We start from the raw sequence: 22,059 nt of genomic DNA on the forward strand, positions 1-22,059 counted from the left end.
TCAGCCGGATGAGGAAGTAGCGAAAAAGCTGCAAATTCCTGTGGGTAGCCCTTGCTTTTCCTTAGACACACATGCGTACTTAGAGGATGGATCCATTATTGAGTACTCAAAAACGATATTTCGGGGAGATTTAACCCATTTTATCATTGAAAGAAATTACAACAGAGTGTAGAGCTCTGTTGTTTTATTTGTAGTGACAACATAAGTTTCCATCATTTTTACCCATGACAGATTTTAGAAAAACCTCTATAATAATCTTCGAGATACGAAATTTTTCATTAAACGAAGAATATATTAAATGAAAAAGAGGCTATAAAATGATGTGGAAAAATCGGAATGTATGGATTATTTTAATTGGCGAGTTTATTGCTGGGGTTGGATTATGGACCGGAATTATCGGAAACTTAGAATTTATGCAAGCGAAGGTACCTTCTGATTTTCTTAAGTCTCTTATCCTCGCTACTGGCTTATTAGCAGGAATTCTTGTTGGTCCACTTGCTGGGCGTATGACCGATCAGTATAGTAAAAAAACAATCATGATTTATTCGGGTATTGCCCGTATGTTCAGTGTCATCTTTATGTTTCTTGCGCTTTATACCGGCTCCGTCTGGTGGATGGTCGTATTTATGATTGGCATTCAGCTTTCCGCTGCTTTTTATTTTCCAGCACTACAGTCAGCTATCCCTCTAATCGTTCAAGAAAATCAACTTCTCCAACTGAATGGAGTACATATGAATGTGTCGACCATTTCACGTGTACTAGGTACGGCTTTGGCGGGTGCCATGCTTGTCGTTATGCCTTTATCTATGTTGTATGTTGCATCCTTTGTTGCTTACGGCATTTTACTCGTCTTCACCTTCTTTTTAAAAATGGAAGAGCCAGAGTTGTCCAACTCCGCACTGAACAAGAACGGATCTAGTGGATTTAAAGACGTTCTCCCTGTTATCAAAGGAATGCCCGTCGTCTTTATGACCCTTATTATGGCACTTGTTCCCTTGTTGTTTCTAAGTGGGTTTAATTTGATGGTGATTAATATTAGTGAAATTCATGATGATTCTTCGATTAAAGGCTTGATATATACAGCAGAAGGAATCGCCTTTATGTTAGGAACGTTTGTGATTAAAAGGCTCAATGATAAATGGTCTCCTTTTACCATTATTTTTGTTTTTTCAACCGTAATCGGTTTGGGTCAAATATCACTATATTTTGTTGAGAACAAGGCACTTGCCATTCTTTCTTTTGCCATAGTTGGTTTTGCGGTTGGCTGCTTTTACCCAACGGTTTCTACGCTTTTTCAAACAAAGGTTCCAAAGAGCTTTCATGGGCGCTTCTTCTCGTTCAGAAATATGCTTGATCGAATTATGTTTCAGGTCGTACTCCTGGGTACCGGTTTTTTATTAGATGTGGTCGGACTACAAATCATGGTGCTTATTTTCGGAGCCATTTCGTTGCTCACCACAGGAATTTTCTATAGTAAACATAAACAGCAGCCGGTTGAGTTAGAGGTAGAAGCTGTTACCGTTACCAAATAATAGACTTGAGGTGTCCGAAATGGGCACCTCTTTGTTCGTTTTTTATGGACAGTTTGTTATTTTTTCGTATTTATCTGACTATTGAAACCCTTAACACGAATATTAATGCATCTTTTTACCATAAATTTTCGGAATTAATCGTGATTTTTCTATTGAACTACAATATAATGGTGATATAATAATAACTAACTTCATAGGATTCACTCATATAATAGCGAGAATATGGCTCGCAAGTTTCTACCGAATCACCGTAAATGATTCGACTATGAGTGAGCAATGGGAATTGCTACGATAGTTGTTTTATCTATGCAAACCACGCCTTTAAAGCCTAAGGTCATTGCTTCACTCAATTTGATGTGAATGCAATGATGTTAGGCTTTTTTATTTTTCTTTCTTAGGGAGGACATATGAAGTTATTACAGGATAAGATTTTACAAGAGGGAAAAGTACTCTCGGAGTCTGTTTTAAAGGTTGATTCGTTTTTAAACCACCAAATAGACCCTCAGCTCATGCTAGAAATTGGTGAGGAATTCGCAAGGCTTTTTGCAAATGAAGGTATTACAAAGATTCTCACACTCGAGTCTTCAGGAATTGCTCCTTCGGTGATGACAGGACTTAAGCTTGGCATCCCTGTTATTTTTGCTAGAAAGCGTAAGTCTCTTACATTAACAGATGATCTACTAACGGCCACTGTTTATTCATACACGAAACAAGAGTCGAACGAAATCTCTATTTCTAACAAGTTTATTGAAAAAGGAGATCACGTTCTTATCATTGATGACTTTTTAGCAAATGGGGAAGCCGCCTTAGGTCTTATCGAACTTGTTACACAGGCAGGAGCAACGATTGCTGGAATTGGAATCGTCATTGAAAAATCGTTCCAAGCTGGTGGAAATAAATTAAGAGAACAAGGCTGGAAGGTTGAGCCACTAGCAAGAGTAGAGTCCCTTTCAAATGGAGAGGTCAAATTTGTAAAAGACAAGGTGGAGGAATCGGTATAATGAAAACAAATCCGTTCAAACTTACTTCTTTAGGAATTCAACATGTGCTTGCCATGTATGCAGGGGCAGTTATTGTTCCACTAATTGTTGGGGGAGCACTTGGATTAACTGGCGAGCAATTAACATACTTAGTTTCAATCGATATTTTAATGTGCGGTGTGGCAACACTTTTACAAGTCTGGAAAAATAAATTCTTTGGAATCGGGTTACCTGTTGTTCTTGGTTGTACATTTACAGCTGTTGGTCCGATGATTGCCATTGGTGGAGAATACGGGATTTCAGCTATCTATGGATCCATCTTAGTTTCTGGTTTATTCGTAGTTTTGATTGCAAAGTTTTTTGGAAAGCTCGTTCGATTTTTCCCACCTGTTGTAACAGGTTCAGTTGTAACGATTATCGGTATTACCTTAATTCCTGTTGCTATTAACAACATGGCTGGTGGTCAAGGAAGCCCTGATTTTGGTTCGATGACGAACATTTCTTTAGCTTTTGGAACTCTTCTTTTTATTATTGTTTTATACCGCTTTTTCACAGGTTTTGTTCGTTCGGTTTCGATTCTTTTAGGTTTATTAGCAGGTACAGTAGTTGCTGCCTTTATGGGAATGGTTAATTTTTCGGCTGTAGCTGAAGCTAGCTGGTTCCATATGGTCACTCCTTTCTATTTCGGAATGCCAACATTTGAAATCACCGCGATTTTAACGATGATTCTTGTTGCAATGGTAAGTTTGGTTGAGTCAACTGGAGTATATTTTGCTTTAAGTGATATTTGTGAAGAGGAAGTTACGGAAAAGGATCTAGCCAATGGCTATCGTGCGGAAGGTTTAGCGATTCTTCTTGGTGGATTATTTAACGCTTTCCCTTACACTACTTATTCTCAAAACGTTGGTCTTTTACAAATTACGGGAGTAAAAAGCAAAAATGTGATTTATACAACGGGAGCTATGTTAATTCTATTAGGATTTATTCCTAAAATCGGCGCCTTAACAACGATCATTCCTACATCTGTTCTAGGCGGAGCCATGATTGCGATGTTCGGAATGGTTATCGCGTATGGTATTAAAATGTTAAGCAAAGTGAACTTTGCGTCACAAGAAAACTTATTAATTATTGCTTGTTCGGTTGGAATTGGTCTTGGTGTCACAGCTGTTCCTGACCTTTTTGCTCAAATGCCATCAAGCATTCGTATTTTGACTGACAATGGAATTGTGGCTGGTAGTATTACAGCCATTTTATTAAATATTGTATTTAATGTTGCTCCGAAAGCAGAACGCGTTCAACCGGTTTTGAATGAGCAGAAAGCATCTTAATTTAGACATTCGGCGTATGAGTAAAATGTTTGTGGGAGATGTTGTACCCTGTTTCTCAATGGATGGGGCGTAGACCCATCCATTGAGAAACAGGTCACCAAACGGAAGTGCGGTAGATGGAAAATAAAATCAAATGAAAAAAGGACTCTCTTCTTGTATAGTAAAGTCTGCGAAAACCACAAATACAAGGAAGAGGAGTCCTATGAAAAAAGATACCATACAATTACCCACATTAAAAGAACTGGAAAAAGATTTATTTGTTATGCTTCAAAAGACATTTGGTGAAGTTCTCACGAAGCAACTCGAAGAAATGGATCAACAGATTGCAGAAAATAGAGATAAAAAGAGATTTTACCTTCAGGATAAGCGAGCCGTAGAGATGGATACTTCATTCGGTTCTATTATCATCAATCGGAATTACTATAGGGACAGGGAAAAGGGTGGATACGTTTATCTCCTTGATCACTATTTAGAGTTTGAGGGGTCAAAAGGTTTCAGTCCCCTAGTTGAAACGATGGCAATGGAAATGGCAGTTCAAGGTACATCCTATCGTCATGCTTCCTCCATGATTGAGAAACTACTAGGTTACAAAGTAATCAGCCATGAGACTATTCGTCAACACCTTCTACAAACAGAAGTTACTTTCGTCAAGCCGACCGACCAATTGAGGAAAGTGCTCTTTGTAGAAGTAGACGGACTATATGTGAAAAGGCAACGTGGAAAACGACGTGGGCGGGAAGAAAAGATTGCTTCCGTACATGAGGGCTGGATAGTCAACGGGAAACGAACATCCTTAATCGCAAAACGTCACTATGTCCACAAAGGTAAAGAAGCGTTCTGGGAAGGATTTGAGCAGTTCTTAATAGATAATTACAACTACAATCCGAGTGAACATCACCTCGTAATTAATGGGGATGGAGCCCAGTGGATTACGGCTTGTCAGGATCACTATAAGAATGCATTCTTTGTCATCGACCGATTCCATGTAGCTCGTGAGGTTAAAACGCTTTTCAAAGGCCATAAGAGATATAGAGTCATTCGTAAGAAACTGGCTCAATATGATGCGAAAGGATTCCTAGTGGAACTTAATAGTGCAGTTGGTACTCTTGAAAACGAAAAGAAAGAAGAACGGTTAGAAGAGTTCATACAACAGCTGTCAAAATATCCTCAGGCCCTTGGAGATTATCGCGAATGGTTGAAGGAAAAAGACATAGACACCAGCCACTATCGTCCAATGGGAAGTGCGGAAGGAACGATGAGTGTATTCGCTAAACGGCTTAAAAACGGCCGCAGCTGGTGCGATAAAGGAATACAAGCATTTATTGACTTTATGGTTGGTATGAAGGATGAATTAGAAATCAAGACGATTTTAGGACGAATTAACCCTAACGATCAAACCGCTTCTGTTTCTCAGCCAAAATATTATGTGGAAAAGTTAAAGAGTTCAGTCGGAGAGCTAACAAGAAATAATTTATCATATTTAAATCGGCAAAAAGGAAAGCCGATATACCATGCTTTACAAGCCTTACGAGGTTTTTAAAAAATGAAGGAAATGAACAAAAACAAAACTAAATTGTTTAGATAACGCTTTCATTTAGGTGGGAAATATAACTAAATAAGAGGGGAGTTTTTCTATCCAAAAAAAACTCCCACAAAAACTTGACTCAATCCATTCGGCCATCCCACTGATGTGGGGTGGTTTTTTTGTTATTATGTAAGAAACGAAAATGGAAATGAGGATTTATATGGCAGAGTTAATAAAAGATAGATATAGCCCTTCATTTTTTAACCAATTTATCAAAATATTGAAGTCAGCTTATCCGGATTTTGATGAAAACCAGTTTTTAACCTTTATTTATAATGACGACCGTTTATTTTGAAAGATCAATCAAAAATGATGATTCAAATGCAGTAGTGGGCATTAGACGAGGATGAGCATATACGAAGATTAGCGAGTGAGGGCTGCCGTCCGCGTCTCCCTTGGGCTCCCACTTTGTGAGACATTAACGTTTTCATTTGACGTTATTAACGAATCCATTGAATCACAAAATCTTCGGATTGAATACGGGATTGATTTTATGAAAGCGAATGGAAAACAAGCCCGAAAGATTTTTCATTTATCACAGAAGACCTATCCAAGTGGAACGACCCACTTGACCCGAGAACATGTATTTAAGAATTTGAGTACACGTAAGCATTATGAAGGTTTGCATGGAATTTGTATCCTCGTGAATGGTGAAGAAAAGGTGAAAGATGAATTCACGCTAATTATGAGTAAATAGAAAGACCGTTGGATTCATATCCAACGGTCTATTTCATTAGTTCTCTTCAATTTCTTTACGATTTTTCTTCAACATCTTTGAAAGTACTTCATATACAATCGGTACAATCACTAGTGTGAGAAGTGTGGATGATGTTAAACCACCAATGACCGTGATGGCTAATCCTTTTGAGATTAAGCCAGATCCACCAGCGCCAAATACCATCGGTACCATTGCACCAATTGTTGCGATGGCGGTCATTAGAATTGGACGTAATCTTGTTGCTCCCGCTTCAATGATTGCATCACGGATCGACATTCCTTCACGTTCCATATGAATAATACGGTCGACGAGTACAATTGCGTTCGTAACAACGATACCAATCAACATCAATAGTCCCATCATTACGGATACTGAGATTGTCTCACCAGCTATCCATAATCCTACGAAGGAACCAATCACCGCAAATGGTAGAGAGAATAGGATCGCAAATGGCGCTAACCCTTCACCGAATGTGACCACTAAGATGAAGTACACAATCAGTACAGCTGCCAACATCGCTACCCCAAGTTGCGTGAACGTTTCTTGCATATCCGCCGCTACCCCAGAAACTCCAAGTGTTACTCCTTTAGGCAAATCAAGTTCATCGATCTTTTTGTCTGCTGCAGAGGTTGCCGCAGAAACATCATCTGTTGTTACTGTTCCAGAAACGGTAGAGTAGTATTCCCCTTCACTACGAGCTAATGTGTTATAGGTTGTTCCCTCTTCTACGGTTACAAGTTCAGACAACGGCATGGTCGTACCCAATGCAGTTGGTATTTGAGTTTCCAACAATTCATCGATTGATTTTGCGTCTGTTTTTGCTTCACGTTGAACGATGACATCAATTTTTTCACCGTCATTTTCTACGGTTGTTAAGACGTCTTCAGAACCTGTATTTGCTAGTGCTCCAACAATTTGTGCGGTGGTTAGACCGTATTGTAACACATCCTGTTGATCCACATTTAACACATGCTCCACATATGGATTTTCCATATCAGATGTAACGTCTTCCAAGTTTTTAACATCGTTTAGTGCCTCTTCCACTTGGTTCACTGCTTTATTTAAGTCTTCTAAATCTTCACTGTACAATGTGTAGCTGACTTCATTTGAACTCATGCTACCCATCGCCATATTTTGCGATTTCCATTCACCAGAATGATCAATATTAAATACATAATCTTCTACTTCTTTTTTCACTTCAGGAAAATCCTTCATGTCAGGATCAAAAATCAGGTACATTAACGCACCTTTTGCCCCACCCGTCATGATAGCCGACATGTCTGTAGACGCACTATTGTTGTAAGAAATTTGAACAATGTCTATATCGTCACGTTTCATCAGTTCTTGTTCAACTTCTTCAATATTTTCTAGCGATTCTGCCTCAAGTTCACCAGCAGCTGGTGTGTACGTTAGGTAAATGGTTTTCTCTTCTTCAGAACCCATAAAACTAAAACCAATGATTGGAGTTAATGCAAGAGATCCTCCAAGTAATACTACTGCAATTAGAGAGGTAATGATCTTATGATTTAACGCTTTAGCTAGCACACCTTTGTACCATGTTGCTAATCTTCCAACCTCGTTGTGCTGTTTAACTTTCTTTTCTCCGTATAAATTTTTTCGGAATAAGAAATGTGATAATGCTGGAACAATCGTAATCGCAACAATTAGTGACGCACCTAAGGCAAATGCCATCGTTAACGCAAACGGTCTAAAGAGTTCGCCAACCATCCCACCTACGAACATAAGTGGAGCGAATACCGCCACTGTTACGAGAGTAGATGACAGGATTGGTTTAAACATTTCAATCGTTGCTTCACGAATTAATGCACGACCTCTAAGCTTTTCATTTTCCAAATTCATTCGTCTATAGATGTTTTCTACAACAACGATTGAGTCATCAATCACACGACCAATCGCTACCGTAATAGCACCTAAAGTCATAATGTTTAAGGTAATATCAAGCCAGTTTAATAGCAAGAATGCCATAAAGATTGACACTGGAATCGATACGATGGATATAAGTGTTGATTTTACATCACGCAGGAATAAAAGAATGATGATGACCGCAAACAAGCCACCAAATAGTGCTTTTTCGACCATTGTGAAAACAGAGTCTTCGATTGGTTTTCCTTGGTCTAACGTTACATCAATGACTAATCCATCAATGGCCTCTTTTTCATCCTCAATTAAGTCTTTAATTTGATTAACTACTTCAACTGTATTTGCCTGTTGGCCTTTTGTGATTTGAATAGAAATAGCCTCTTCTCCATTTGTACGGGAAATGGATTGTACTTTTCCAACTGTTTCTATCGTAGCGATATCTCCTAATGTAACAAACGGAGTTGGATTTTCTGCCGTAGGAGTTACAGGAATGAGCATCTCTTTTAGTTCATCAACCGTTTTTATATCTCCATCAATGGCTACCGCTTCTTCTCCTTCTTCATACTGTTGGAGACCTAGTGATAGCGCCATATCGCTGGCTTGAACCATTTGTTTCACGGTATCTTCCGTTAAACCAAGCGCTTCCATCTTCTCTTGGTCATACGTGAATTGCACTTCTTCGATATGTTGACCTGTAATGGTTGTGGATCCAACACCATCAATATTGTTTATTTCCGGTAAGATGGTTTCTTCAACCGTTGTTGATAATTCAACAATATCTTCCTCTGTGCTGGATATGGATAAAGCCAACACAGGCATCATATTCATACTAAGCGCCATAATTGTTGGCTCTTCAGCAGCTTCCGGTAACGTGATATTATCTAGTGCTGATTCAAGTTCACGTTTTTTCTCATCCATATCAACGCCATAGTCGTACTCAATTTGCAATTGAGCTACGTTTGCAGATGAGTTTGAAAAGACCGCCTTCACATCTTCAAGCCCCTCAATCGTTTGCTCCATCGGTATGGATACTTCATCCATTACTTGTTCAGCTGTTGCACCTGGATACACATCCATGACAATCAAATATGGAATCGACACATCTGGAATACTTTCCATCTTCATCTTTGTGCCAGAGTATATGCCAGCAGCTGTAACAATAATGGTTAATAACCACACAGCAAGTTTATTTTTCAGGACGAAATTAACTAAACTTTTCAAACATTTTTCTCCCCTTTTGATTAATTTCAAGGTATTTGTTATAATTAAACTAATGAATGACCAGATAGTCATCACTATAACAATATAACTGACTGATCGGTCAGTCGTCAACTTGTTTGTACTCACAATGTGTTAATACGGACTACTATAAATAAAGATTCAAATTTTCTAATAAAAAATGACAATTAATATCGGAACTTGTTTTAACGGGGGTTTACTATGAACGAAAAAGACAGGCAAATTATCGAAGTGAGCATGAGGCTTTTTGCTAGTAAAGGATTTTCAACCACATCTATCCAAGAAATCGCAACAGAAAGTGGAATATCAAAAGGAGCCTTTTATTTACACTTTAAATCAAAAGATGACTTACTATTAGCTATTTTACAATACCATTTTGAGATGATAGAGCAAGCTTTCTCAGAAGTAATAACAAGCTCACAAAGTCCTAGAGAAAAGTTTATTTCTCAACAGATGGCATTATATTCACATTTTCTTACGCATAGAGACTTTCTTATTATGCTCACAAAAGAGCAAGCGATTCCGAGAAATGAAACCATTAAACATTTGTTACTAGGGAAGCAAATGGACTCTCATCAACACTATCGCCAAAGCATTATTGATATTTACGGTCCGGACATTGAACCGTACTCATGGGACATAACGATCATCCTTGAAGGCATGATTAAATCGTATATGGGGGTTTTATTATTTTCTTCCCCTGATTTTAATATCAAACAGGTTACTGAGTTTATTCTTAAAAGAACAGATAGTATAGTGAAGGATATTTATGAGGACAGTCCCTTCTTAACAAACGACAAAGTCGAAGAAATCATCCATTTCTTCCTTTCGTCTGATCAGCCATCGTTATCAAATGTATTAAAAAACTTAGAAGAAGAGATAGATAAAATAGGAGAAGACGAACTGCTAGTCACTTTTCAAGTATTAAAAGAGGAACTTGAAAAAGAAAAGCCACGAGCTCCTGTCATTCAAGGAATGCTATCAAACTTCAGTGGTTATCCTAGCCTAGATCACTATAAAAATCTCATTTCAGAATATTATTCAAGAAAATAAACGTTCAGAGATTGAACATTTTTTACCCAGTTTGACCAGTTAGTCATTTAAAAGATATACTTATACTGACCATATAGTCATATGAAATGAGGGGTAAAGATGAAGCTAAATGAGGTAGTAAAACAGGCAGTTCGTGAAACGATGATAATAAGTAAACGATTAACGAGTGCGCAAATTGTTGAAAAGCTGCAAAAACAAGGAATCCAGGCTTCACTTTGTAAGCGCCTTGTCACACTTGAATAGGAGTAGAATACTTTGAAAACAGCCATGTACAGTAGGCTTGTCCTAACGATTATTTTATATAGCGTCTTCACCTTTTATATCAGTTGGAATGTACATCTGTGGTTACAGTCCACTTTTTCTATAGAAATTTTCGGAATCGTTGTTGCTGTTATTTTTCTATTATCCTACAGCTATGTTCTAGCGAGATTTTTTAAAAAATTATTAGTTCTCAAATCACTAGTGTTGCATTAATTTAAATTCACTATTAAAAATACTCAAAATGTTCAATATTATTATTTTGTGCAAAGAAAAAGTCCTTTATAATGGATTAGTCAGGTGGTAACCCGTCCAAATCCACTAAAAAAGGACCATCACATGGACCAGATTACACGAAAAACTTCATTTGGACAATGGTTTTCACCTATAAATCTTCAATTATTTGAAGAAAACGTGAAAACGATGAAATTAGATTACTATACGAAAAAATTAACGACAGAGTCATTTCTAAAATTACTACTTTTTGCGCAGCTACAAGAAATTGAAAGTCTGCATGCGCTGGGTGATTGTCTTTTCGATGACCAGCTTCAAAAAGGGATAGACCTTGATTCTATTAGTATTTCTCAGTTGTCACGGCGGTTAAACGGCATAAACCCTGATCTATTTCAAAGGCTTTTCCTTGATTTAGTGTCACAAATTCATGCCAAAACGCATTACACGAAACTCGTGATGCCGTTAAAAATCATTGATTCAAGCACATTGCCACTTAATTTGACCAATCATAAATGGGCTAAATTCCGCAAAACAAAAGCAGGTGTAAAGTTACATTTGCGCCTTGTGTTTATGGAAAAGGGTATATCCTATCCTGAAAAGGCCGTTATGACAACGGCAAAAGAACATGACCGTGGTCAGCTTGAAATCATGGTGGATGACAAGGAATGCATGTATGTGTTTGACCGTGGTTATCTAGACTACGAGCGCTTTGATCGCATGACTGATGATAGCTACTTCTTTCTTTCACGGCTACGCAAAAATGCAGTCATACGGAACGTATACGATTTTAAGCTACCCAAGGATACAGCTGTTTTATCAGACCAAATGGTGTTGATAGGTACGACTCAAAACCGTGCTGAAAATTACTTTCGGCTTCTAAAAGTGATTGACTCAAAAGGAAATGAACTTCATTTAATTACAAATCGTTTTGATTTAAGCGCCGAAGAAATTTCAGAAATGTATAAATCACGGTGGGCCATTGAGCTGTTTTTTAAATGGATCAAACAACATCTCAGCATCAAAAAGTTCTACGGTCAAAGCGAATGGGCGATTCAAAATCAAGTATTTATCGCACTAATTGTTTTTTGCCTACATGTTCTCGTACAAATCGAGACCAGAAGCAAGCGAAAAACCTTACAGATTAGCCGTTATCTAAGGGCTGCATTGTGGAAACCAGCGAATGTTTGGCTTCGAAAGATTGAAGGAAAAGCCATCCCTTAAATATGCAAATTGTCGTCGTTGCAAAAGTCTAATTGTAAATAAATTTCCAAATGGATAGGGCCACCTTTGATTGGGTATTTACTTTTTTGCCTCTAAACAGGGAAGGTGAGTAAACTGAAAATTATGACACTATTTATGCAACACTAGTGTTCTCAAATATATAGGTTCTTATTGGTTCGGAATTATTCAATACACTTTGTTGCTTCTTCCGATTGCTGATTTTATCGGTTGGCTCTTTATTTTTGCTGGTTTTTCACCTGACAAAGTTATTTTTTGGATTGGTACCGTTGTCCTTTTGGTGATGACCGGTATTTTGGGCCTTGGTACATTTAACGCCTATAATCCTGTGATACGGAAGCATTCTATTGAAATAGATAAAGAAGCGTCATTTTCTTCTATTCGTGTCGTCATGGCCTCCGATATGCACTTTGGCCATTTATCCGGTAAAACTCACGCGAATCGATTGGTTCAAGAAGTAAATTCACTACAGCCCGATCTGATTCTTTTACCAGGTTCCATTATGGAAAACCTTTCAGCTACATATGGTGTATACGGGGTGTTAGGAAATCATGAATATTATGGTGGCGGAATTCCCCTGTATGTAGAAGAAATGCAGCGGATTGGAATTCCTATCTTAATGGACGAAACAGTTGTTCTTGAAGGCGGCATACAGCTTGTGGGGAGAAAAGATAAGACCGATCGTAACCGTAAACACATTGAAAACCTGCTTGATAATTTAGATGATACAAAACCCATCTTTATTATGGATCACCAGCCACTAGAACTCGTTCAAGCAGCAGAGAACGGAGCCGATTATTTAATGTTGTCTGGACATACTCATCGTAGACAGATGGCACCGAACCACTTGATTACTAAAAGAATTTTCGAGCTTGATTGGGGCTATTTGAAGAAAAGTCAACTTCATACATTTGTCTCCTCAGGCTTTGGCTTTTGGGGTCCTCCGCTCCGGATTGGGAGCCGTTCAGAGATCCTTTTGATTGATATTACTTTTACTAAAAACAGTTTGCGTTCGTAGCGCAAACTGTTTTTATTTTTTTGAAAATTTATTTATTGACAAAGGTTTGATCCCTATCATATAATTACTTCGAAATAAAATATATTTAATTCAAGATATATGAACTGAAAGAAAACTATTGGAGGTATATTAAAATGACAAAAGCAAAATGGGCAGTTGACACAGCACACAGCAACGTAGATTTTTCAATCAAACATATGATGATCGCTAAAACAAATGGTGCATTCCATAAGTTCGACGCAGAAATTGAAGCAGATCCAACTGACTTAACAACTGCTAACATCGTGTTTAACGTAGATGTAGCAAGCATTGATACTCGTAACGAAGATCGTGACAACCACCTTCGTTCTGCTGATTTCTTTGATGTGGAAAACTATCCAACTATGACTTTCAAATCTACTTCAATCGAAAGAAAAGACAAAGATGAGTACAACGTAACTGGAGACCTTACTCTTCACGGCGTAACAAAATCTGAAACTTTTGTTGTCACTTTCGAAGGTCAAGGCAAAGATCCTTGGGGTAATGAAAAGGTTGGTTTCAGTGCAGAAGGTACAGTAAACCGCAGTGATTACGGTCTAACTTGGAACGCTGCTCTTGAAACAGGTGGAGTTCTTGTTGGAGATAAAGTGAAGTTTTCTATTTCTCTAGAGGCAGCAAAAGCTGAGTAATACTTACTGTTACTTTCACTTTCTTATTAAAAGACATAGGAAAAGACGTATGAATTGGCATACGTCTTTTCTTTATTTATTAGAGTTTCCACGAAATCCTCGGTTGGTGGATAAGGTTAAGCACCCTAGCTTAGCTGAGAAATAGACGGAGAAATTCCGCTTAATTAGAAATTATTATGTAAAAAAGCTGAAATAGGCGGAGAGATTCCGCCTATTGGCTCGAAAAATTCGAAAATGAGAGATTTTTCTTTGCTTAAGCGGAAAACCTCCCCTTATATACCCCCAAATGAGGCTTCACTTTGCATCTAACCGGAAAATCTCCGCTTATTTGGCTTTTGCTAGTTACTCGATTGTAACGTTTCCTGGAGCTCAACTTTATCGATATCCTAACCGTCTTGAAATGTTTAATCCTGTTTCAAGAACATGTGGTTTCAATTCTTCCATACGTTCGTCCGTCATTCGAATCGTTGGACCCGATACACTTAACGCTGCCACTGCATTCCCCACATGGTCAAAGATGGGAACGGCAATGCACGTGATGCCCACTTCATTTTCCTGTAAATCTAAAGCATACCCTCTTTGGTTAACTGCTTCTAATTCAGATAGAAAATTGGCACGATCGGTAATCGTATATTTTGTATGAACAGGTAAGCCTTTTCGTTCAATAATCTCCTCAGTGGTGCTAGTCGGTAAGTAGGCTAAAATGGCTTTCCCTACTCCTGTACAGTGCATAGGTGCTCGTCTTCCCACCTTTGAGTGCATACGAAGTGTTTCTGTACCTTCAAATTTTTCAATATAAACGACTTCATCATGATCATAAACCACTAAGTGGATCACCTCATGAGTCACCTTTCCTAGCTCTTGTAAGTATGGCTTTGCTTCTGTTCGGATATCGATGGAATCTAAAAGCTTGGAGCTAATATCCAAAAAGGTATAACCCAGCCGGTAACGACCACTATCAGCATCTTGCTCAATATACCCGTATTGCGCCAACGTCGTTAGAATACGGTAGACGGAACTTTTATTAATATCCATCTGATTGGCGATTTCTGTTACGCCAAGACCTTCTTTTTTCATAGAAACAAGCGTAATAATATCAAGGGCGCGACTCACCGATTTGACCATATTTTCTCTTTCCATTTTCTTCACCTCACGCCCTGATCGGTTGATTATTTTTGATGGGCAAATTTTCTTTTTGCTTCGATTCTTCGACGATGTAAAATGGGTTCAGTGTACCCGCTCGGCTGGTCGTATCCTTTAAACACTAACTCACATGCTGCTTGGAAGGCAACGGAGTCTTCGTATCTTTCAGACATTGGCCGGTAATTTCCATCTCCGCCATTTTGTTCGTCCACTACTTTTGCCATCCGCTTCATGGTTTCTACTACCTGTTCCTCTGTACAAATTCCATGATGTAGCCAGTTGGCCATATGTTGACTTGAAATGCGCAAGGTTGCTCGGTCTTCCATTAGACCAATATGATGGATATCTGGCACTTTAGAACAGCCGACCCCTTGCTCGACCCAACGCACTACATATCCTAGTATCCCTTGTGCATTATTGTCTAGCTCTGCTTGAATCTCTTCTTTACTCCAGCTTCTATCTGTTGCCACTGGAATGCTTAAAATATCATCTTTATAGCTTTCTAGTTTTTGCTTCAGCTCATCTTGAACTGAACCTACATGGACTTGATGATAATGAAGAGCATGCAGAGTGGCGGCCGTCGGTGACGGCACCCATGCTGTGTTTGCACCTGCATTCAAATGCCCGATTTTTTGTTTCATCATCTCAGCCATCAAGTCCGGCATTGCCCACATTCCTTTTCCAATTTGCGCTTTTCCTTGAAGACCCGCAGATAGTCCTGTTGCCACATTGGACTTTTCATAGGCTTGAAGCCAGGTGGATGTTTTCATCTCATTTTTTCGTATCATCGGTCCAGCTTCCATGGAGGTATGAATTTCATCTCCCGTACGGTCAAGGAAGCCGGTATTGATAAACACAATTCGTTCCTTTACTTCATGTATGCAATTCTTCAAATTGAGACTCGTACGTCTTTCTTCATCCATTACCCCAATCTTTATCGTGTTCCTCGGAACATCGATTAAGTCCTCCACTCGATTGAATAATTCATTGGCAAAAGCGACTTCCTCAGACCCATGCATTTTTGGTTTTACAATATAGATAGAGCCCTTAGAGGAATTTTGGTAGGAGCCATTTCCTAAAAGAGAGTGCTTCGCAATTAAGCTGGTGATCACGGCATCCATGATCCCTTCTGGCACTTCATTTCCTGCTTGATCTAATAGGGCGTTGGTCGTCATTAAATGACCGACATTTCTAACAAACATAAGGGAACGACCTTTTAATGTGAATGAATTTCCTGTTGGATTCATGTACTCTCGGTCAGATTGTAGGCTCCGCGTGATTGTAGTCGATCCTTTTTGGAAGGTGGCGGTTAAGTCCCCTCTCATTAATCCTAGCCAATTTCGGTACACACGTACTTTATCCTCTGCATCTACTGCGGCAACGGAATCTTCGCAGTCCATAATGGTGGTTAAGGCCGATTCCATGACAATATCTTTTACACCAGCCACATCTGACGCTCCTATGTGTGACTGTCGATCCATCTGGATTTCAAAGTGGAGGTCGTTATTTTTCAACAAGATTGCTGATGGATTTTCGGTTCCACCTTGGTATCCGACGAATTGCTGTTGGTTCTTTAGCTGTGTCTTGGTTCCATTTGTTAAGGTCATGATTAACTGGCCTTCTTGAATATGATAATTGGTTACGACTGAATGGGAACCTTCCTGAAGAGGAGCCGTTTGATCTAAAAATTGCTTTGCAAAAGAGATTACTTTTTCTCCACGGATAGAATTATAAGCTCCTGCTTTTGATGCTCCACCTTCCTCACTAATAACATCCGTTCCATAAAGGGCGTCATACAAACTTCCCCATCTTGCATTGGCCGCATTTAGTGCATATCGGGCATTATCAACTGGAACAACAAGCTGAGGACCTGCTTGAAGGCTAATTTCTTCATCCACATTTTCTGTTGTTACTTCAAAATCAGGTACTTCTTGTTCTAAATAACCGATCTCCGTTAAGAAGTTTTTGTAGGACTCAGGTGTGAAGGATGCTTGTTGTTTATGGAATGTATTGATTTGCTGTTGAAGTTCATCTCTTTTTCTTAAAAGCGCTTCATTCTTCGGTGTTAAATCATGGACCAGTTCTGAAAGCCCCTCCCAAAAGGATTCTTCATCGACCTGTGTTTGTGGCAACGCTTCCTTTTGGATGAAATGATAAAGCCCTGCTGCAATCTTTAACTTCCCCTTTGTTACATAAATAGACATTCTCTTTCCTCCCTTTGAAAATAGACTGTTTCTTATTACGCAACGCTGTTTGTTATTTTGTATAATTTTATCCTAACACACCATTGCAAGATTATTCAAACATTTTTTTCAAAGACAAAAAACCTAGATCCAACCGAATCTAGGTTTCTCACCATTTTATTGCGCTTCCGTTAACAAGGCTTCTTCACCCTCAACATCTGTAGGAATTTCTATCGCTCGTTGTTCTTCATATTTAATGAACGCTTCAACCACACGGTTAGCAATGTGTTTGTTTACTGGGTGTTTGTCATTCGACGCCCATGGAACAACGACGGAGAACGCTACTTTAGGATTCTCAGATGGATAGTAACCAACAAATGTCAGGTTATAGGTTGCTTGTCCCCACTTCGAACGGTCCGGTCCATAATAATAGGTTTGTGCCGTTCCTGTTTTCCCTGATACGTCCATCGTGAATGAGCCTTTCGCCGTACCATTCGACCCATTAACCACACGGTAAAACCCTTCACGAACACGAGCCAAATCTTCATCCGTGTTTAATACACGATTTAATACTTCCGTCTTGATGTTCTGAACGACTGGCCCTAATCCTTGTTCACTAATAGGTTCATGGACACTCGCCACAAGATGAGGCTTCACACGCATACCGCCATTTGCAATCGCTGAGACGTATTGCGCCATTTGAAGCGGTGTATACGTATCGTACTGACCGATGGCCATGTCGAGTAGCAATCCTGGGTTATCCGGAACTCCTTGGAATCCTGTTGCTTCGTTTGGAAGGTCCACTCCTGTTGACACACCGAGACCGAATTGCTTATAAATGTTTCTTAATCTTGTGTAATCCTCTTGTTGAACGGATATAGGAGAATTCGCCACATAATTTACGCCTGCCATTTTCATAACGGTGTGGAACATGTACACGTTACTGGATACTTCTAGCGCTTTTAAGTCATTCAAGCTTCCAAAGTTTTTCCATGACGACTTTGGTTTTGCCCCTTTTAGAAGGATCGGTGAATCGTAGAAGTATGAACCATGCTTAATGGCTCCTGTTTGATATCCAGCGAGAACGGTTGCTCCTTTGACTGTCGATCCCATTTCATACTGACTCGCAAAAGCTCCAACAGAGTAATCGAGTAGCTCACTCTTATTTTCCTGATTCACCATTTTTCCAGCAATGCTATACACTTCACCAGTATACGGGTGCATCATAACGACGAACGCTCGGTCAAGGAGGTGATTCCCTTTTCCTGCTTTTGCATCTCGAATTTCTTCTTCTAGAATCTTTTCGACTTCCTTTTGTAAGTCTGCATTAATGCTTAAGCGTAAATCCATTCCTCTTGATCCTTCAGAAACGATTACTTCATCAACCACATTTCCACTTCGGTCGGTTACGTATTTCTTTTGACCTTTATTCGGATGTAGCAATTCTTCGTATTGGTACTCTAGATAGCTTTTCCCCACCCGATCATTACGCGAGTAGCCTCTAGACAAGTAATAATTGCTTCTTTCTTCTAATATTCCCTGTTTGGCTGTTGTTACGCTGCCTAAAACCGGCTTTAACATTTCACCATATGGGTAAATACGATTCCAATCTGTAATAATTTCTACACCCGGAAGATAGCTGAGATTTTCTGAGACGGTTGCCATCTCTTCAAGAGTGAGACCCTCAGATTTAATCGTTTGGATTTCATACATATAGCCACTTGTCATGCGCTTGTAAATAATGGCTTCCTCAAGCTCTTTTTCTTCTATTTCTTTCACAGCTTTTTCAGGAACACGTTCAATTTGCAGGGCATATTGTTCTTTCCCTGTAAGCGAAAGTTCTTTTTCTTTTAAAAGCTTTTCCGCATCATCTGGATAAGCCGCTAACCAGTAATCTTTTAAATCTCTTTCTTTATAACTCTCTTTTTCTAAGCTTAATAGTTTTGCAAGTTTTCGTGTTACTTCGATTTTATCTTCAGTTGTCATGCCTGGTTCTTCTGAAAAGGCGACAGCATCCATTCCTTCATTATCGACAATTACTTGTCCATGTCGATCATACATTTTGCCCCGTGGTGCTGGCAAACTCACAACCGTTGCATCAAGTCTTGAAACTTCTTTACTATATGATTCCCCGAATACGATTTGTACTAATCCTAAACGGATAATGAGAAGTGTAAATAGACAAAATATAACAAAGAACAGTAGGTTTAACCGAAATGATCTACTTTTTAAATTCTTTTTTAGTAATTCCCTATTTCCCAATTTTCAATTCTCCCTTCCATACCCAACTAATTATATCAAACTTTTCGGGAGAACTAGGAGACGATTCGACATTTTTTTCTAAGCACATTTTACCTTTTATGTTCCTACATGTATCAGTAAATACTAAAACTTGTACCAGACCAGCGAAAGGATTGGTTGAGATGCTATCAAGTCAACAACTACAGCAATTTAAGCAAACGTTAGAAGACCGTAAAGCACAGATAGAAGAGGAATTTGAAAACAATGATCATTTCAATTTGCAGCGAAGTCTTTCCGATTCGGTAAGTGAACTTTCTGTTTACGACAACCACCCTGGTGATGCTGGAACCGAATTATATGAACGAGAAAAAGATCTCGCCCTTAACGAACATTTTCGATTGGAATATCGTAATACTCTTGAAGCTATAGAAGCCATCAAAAACGGAACATATGGTACATGTGTGGTATGTCATAAAGAGATCCCAGTGGAACGTTTAGAAGCTCTTCCCAATACACTTTATTGTATAGAGCATACTCCAGATAAAGTGACTTCTCACGAAAGACCGATTGAAGAGGGTGTATTAATGCCTCCTTTCGGAAAATTTGATATGGATGAGACCGATGAAAATGTCTCGTATGATGCGGAAGATTCTTGGCAGGACGTGGCAAGCTACGGGACGTCTGAGAGCCCTTCCGATATCGTGGAGCAAGTGGATCATTATAATGACATGTATATTGAACCTAAAGAAAATGTTGGCTATGTGGAAGATTACGAAAACTTTGTCGGTGTTGATATTACCGGAAAGCATGTAACTGTCTACCCAAATAAGCAACATGAAAAGTATGAAGAGGAACTCGACGAAGAAGGCATTATGACAACCTTTGGTGATCTTCCGGCCGTTGAGCATGACCCTTATACGGAAGAAGCTCTAGAGAGAGATAAAAAAGGACAATGATTTCATTGTCCTTTTTCCCCTTGTTAAAAGAGTTGTTCAAACACTTCGTTTAATTGCTTAGCACGAGTATCATCATCTTCATTGTTCGCATGCTGAATTTCTTCCGGTAAAATACTGTTTAAAAAATTATTTTCTTCATCAGATAAGCTTCGAGCAAAGCTTTCTTCACTTGAAAAATGCCCTTGCTCTATCTTGTTGAATATGAATTCAGCTGTGTCAGATCGATCCGTATAATTCGATAAAATTTCTCTTAAATACGCTAATGGTTTGTTCATTCGTTTCCCTCCTTTATCTGGCACATACGTACATTTTTGCTGTTTTCCTCGAGATTTATGTATGATTCTTGTTTCCTTAAAATTACCATCAATACTAGGCGGGTGACTGAACATCCTAATAGTAGGAAATAAACGATGAGGTGAGAAGGATGTTTCGAAGAACAAGACCGCTTATGCTTATTGGATTAGCCTTGTTGTTGATTATAGGGGTTGCTCGAATGATGCCCGATCGAGAAATAAGAACGCTCGATCGAAATACGATAGATATGCGAAAAGTGAATGTTGAACCTTCTCAAGAACCAACTTCTAGACTCTTGCATCTAAATAACGATCCATCCAACAACCGCTTAGTTTCAAAACTTAATCATCATTCAGAAGTTCAAATTATTAACCATAATGAAGACGATCAAAGTCACTACTACGAGCACGAAGCAACCGTTAAATTTAAAACTGAAATTAGCGATGAACGGCTTGCGCAAATTAACAAAGAGATTGACGCAAATAGAAGTGAAAAATTAGCCAACCTTTACATGTTCCGTTCTAATTCAAAAACGACACACCAAATGCTCCTATACTTCCGTGGGTTAGAGGAAGTGGAGTATGCCGAACCTAACTTCATTCTTTTACAAAATGAAACCGTTGCCCCAAATGACACTTATTATCAAGAGCAGTACCAATGGAATCTTCCCGTTATCGAAACAGAAAAAGGGTGGGATATTTCAAAGGGAGATAAAAATGTCGTCATTGCAGTTGTGGATACGGGGGTCGATTTGGATCATCCGGATTTAAAACATAAGTTGGTAGAAGGCTACAACGCGATCGATGAAAAGGCTACCCCAGATGACGATAATGGTCATGGGACACATGTTGCAGGCATCATCGCTTCTGAGACAAATAATCACGAAGGAGTGGCTGGAATCACATGGTACAATCAAATTATGCCCGTAAAAACATTAGCGAAGGACGGTTATGGTTATACGTTCGATATTGCAAAAGGCATTGTCTGGGCCACAGACCATGGAGCCGATGTAATTAATTTAAGCTTAGGCAATTATCAACCGGCTACCGTATTAAAAGAAGCCATTCAATATGCATACGATAAAGGGGTCGTTCTTATTGCAGCCTCAGGTAATGACAATACGAACCAACCAAGTTACCCTGCAGCCTTTGATCAAGTACTAAGCGTATCTGCGATTGGTTATTCAGGAGAACGCGCCTCTTTCTCAAACTATGGAAATTATATCGATGTAGCCGCACCAGGTGTTGATATTCCAAGCACCTATTTCCAAAACCAATATGCTGCCCTTTCCGGGACATCCATGGCGTCTCCTCATGTGACAGGATTAGCTGGGTTAATTTTATCAACCAATCCGACTTTATCCAATAAGGAAGTTATGGACATTATTCGTTCTTCCAGCTATGACATTGGAGAAGTTGGGAAAGATGAATACTTTGGAGAAGGATTAATTGATGTGAATAGGGCATTGGCTGCGGCTAAACAAAAATAAGATTAAGACCCTCAATCCCT

The 22,059-nt window shown here is 39.0% G+C and carries 17 protein-coding genes, 1 pseudogene and 1 riboswitch; of the genes and pseudogenes, 13 read left to right on the top strand and 5 right to left on the bottom strand.

All coding sequences use genetic code 11. From position 1 onward, the window contains the following. Positions 1-16: 16 nt before the first annotated feature. The 6 genes and pseudogenes from MKX65_RS19715 to MKX65_RS19740 all read left to right on the top strand — a co-directional run. Positions 17-172, top strand: a pseudogene (locus MKX65_RS19715) (UTRA domain-containing protein); the annotation flags it as partial. Positions 173-320: 148 nt separating this feature from the next. Next, complete coding sequence (locus tag MKX65_RS19720) at positions 321-1,532, top strand: MFS transporter (protein ID WP_340906330.1); 1,212 nt, start codon at positions 321-323, stop codon at positions 1,530-1,532. Positions 1,533-1,716: 184 nt separating this feature from the next. Beyond that, positions 1,717-1,818, top strand: a riboswitch (purine riboswitch). A 121-nt stretch (positions 1,819-1,939) separates the two neighbouring features. Then, entirely contained in the window at positions 1,940-2,533 is a 594-nt protein-coding gene (locus MKX65_RS19725) for a xanthine phosphoribosyltransferase (RefSeq protein WP_340905228.1), read from the top strand. Continuing rightward, on the top strand, positions 2,533-3,840 hold the full coding sequence (locus tag MKX65_RS19730; protein ID WP_340905229.1) for a nucleobase:cation symporter-2 family protein: 1,308 nt from the start codon (positions 2,533-2,535) through the stop codon (positions 3,838-3,840). Before MKX65_RS19725 ends, MKX65_RS19730 begins: the two co-directional genes overlap by 1 nt. A gap of 202 nt (positions 3,841-4,042) precedes the next feature. Next, the gene (locus tag MKX65_RS19735) at positions 4,043-5,380 is read left to right on the top strand and encodes an ISLre2 family transposase (RefSeq protein ID WP_169187606.1); all 1,338 of its coding nucleotides are present in this window, start codon (positions 4,043-4,045) and stop codon (positions 5,378-5,380) included. A gap of 415 nt (positions 5,381-5,795) precedes the next feature. Further along, a complete protein-coding gene (locus MKX65_RS19740; RefSeq protein ID WP_340905230.1) occupies positions 5,796-6,122 on the top strand; it encodes a hypothetical protein in 327 nt (108 codons plus the stop codon). Between the two features lie 36 nt (positions 6,123-6,158). Here MKX65_RS19740 and MKX65_RS19745 read toward each other — a convergent pair whose 3' ends face one another. Continuing rightward, positions 6,159-9,245 carry an efflux RND transporter permease subunit gene (locus tag MKX65_RS19745; protein WP_340905231.1) on the bottom strand — a complete coding sequence of 1,029 codons (3,087 nt, stop codon included), beginning with the start codon at positions 9,243-9,245 and terminating at the stop codon, positions 6,159-6,161. 219 nt (positions 9,246-9,464) lie between these two features. Between MKX65_RS19745 and MKX65_RS19750 the strand changes: the two genes are divergently transcribed. The 5 genes from MKX65_RS19750 (at position 9,465) to MKX65_RS19770 (ending at position 13,733) form a co-directional block, all read left to right on the top strand. Next, positions 9,465-10,316 (top strand): TetR/AcrR family transcriptional regulator, encoded by an 852-nt coding sequence (locus MKX65_RS19750; protein ID WP_340905232.1) that lies wholly within the window; start codon positions 9,465-9,467, stop codon positions 10,314-10,316. A 99-nt stretch (positions 10,317-10,415) separates the two neighbouring features. Then, on the top strand, positions 10,416-10,559 hold the full coding sequence (locus MKX65_RS19755) for a hypothetical protein (RefSeq protein ID WP_340905233.1): 144 nt from the start codon (positions 10,416-10,418) through the stop codon (positions 10,557-10,559). Positions 10,560-10,913: 354 nt separating this feature from the next. Next, a complete protein-coding gene (locus MKX65_RS19760) occupies positions 10,914-12,029 on the top strand; it encodes an IS4 family transposase (RefSeq protein ID WP_340902901.1) in 1,116 nt (371 codons plus the stop codon). Positions 12,030-12,225: 196 nt separating this feature from the next. After that, complete coding sequence (locus MKX65_RS19765; RefSeq protein ID WP_340905234.1) at positions 12,226-13,065, top strand: metallophosphoesterase; 840 nt, start codon at positions 12,226-12,228, stop codon at positions 13,063-13,065. Positions 13,066-13,199: 134 nt separating this feature from the next. Then, on the top strand, positions 13,200-13,733 hold the full coding sequence (locus MKX65_RS19770; RefSeq protein WP_340905236.1) for a YceI family protein: 534 nt from the start codon (positions 13,200-13,202) through the stop codon (positions 13,731-13,733). A gap of 375 nt (positions 13,734-14,108) precedes the next feature. On the opposite strand, the gene MKX65_RS19775 is transcribed toward MKX65_RS19770, so the two are convergent. From MKX65_RS19775 to MKX65_RS19785, 3 genes are all read right to left on the bottom strand, one after another. Continuing rightward, positions 14,109-14,873 carry an IclR family transcriptional regulator gene (locus MKX65_RS19775; RefSeq protein WP_340905237.1) on the bottom strand — a complete coding sequence of 255 codons (765 nt, stop codon included), beginning with the start codon at positions 14,871-14,873 and terminating at the stop codon, positions 14,109-14,111. 29 nt (positions 14,874-14,902) lie between these two features. After that, positions 14,903-17,080 carry a malate synthase G gene (locus MKX65_RS19780; RefSeq protein WP_340905238.1) on the bottom strand — a complete coding sequence of 726 codons (2,178 nt, stop codon included), beginning with the start codon at positions 17,078-17,080 and terminating at the stop codon, positions 14,903-14,905. Between the two features lie 156 nt (positions 17,081-17,236). Beyond that, positions 17,237-19,321, bottom strand: coding sequence for a penicillin-binding transpeptidase domain-containing protein (locus MKX65_RS19785; protein WP_160546197.1), 2,085 nt, complete (start codon positions 19,319-19,321; stop codon positions 17,237-17,239). 161 nt (positions 19,322-19,482) lie between these two features. Between MKX65_RS19785 and MKX65_RS19790 the strand changes: the two genes are divergently transcribed. Beyond that, positions 19,483-20,256 carry a TraR/DksA C4-type zinc finger protein gene (locus tag MKX65_RS19790; RefSeq protein WP_340905239.1) on the top strand — a complete coding sequence of 258 codons (774 nt, stop codon included), beginning with the start codon at positions 19,483-19,485 and terminating at the stop codon, positions 20,254-20,256. 23 nt (positions 20,257-20,279) lie between these two features. Here MKX65_RS19790 and MKX65_RS19795 read toward each other — a convergent pair whose 3' ends face one another. Continuing rightward, entirely contained in the window at positions 20,280-20,531 is a 252-nt protein-coding gene (locus MKX65_RS19795; protein ID WP_340905240.1) for a sigma-G-dependent sporulation-specific acid-soluble spore protein CsgA, read from the bottom strand. A 149-nt stretch (positions 20,532-20,680) separates the two neighbouring features. Between MKX65_RS19795 and MKX65_RS19800 the strand changes: the two genes are divergently transcribed. Next, complete coding sequence (locus tag MKX65_RS19800; RefSeq protein ID WP_340905241.1) at positions 20,681-22,039, top strand: S8 family peptidase; 1,359 nt, start codon at positions 20,681-20,683, stop codon at positions 22,037-22,039. Positions 22,040-22,059: the final 20 nt, after the last annotated feature.

It is taken from the genome of Robertmurraya sp. FSL R5-0851 (assembly GCF_038002965.1).
Classification (GTDB): Bacteria; Bacillota; Bacilli; order Bacillales; family Cytobacillaceae; genus Robertmurraya_A; species Robertmurraya_A beringensis.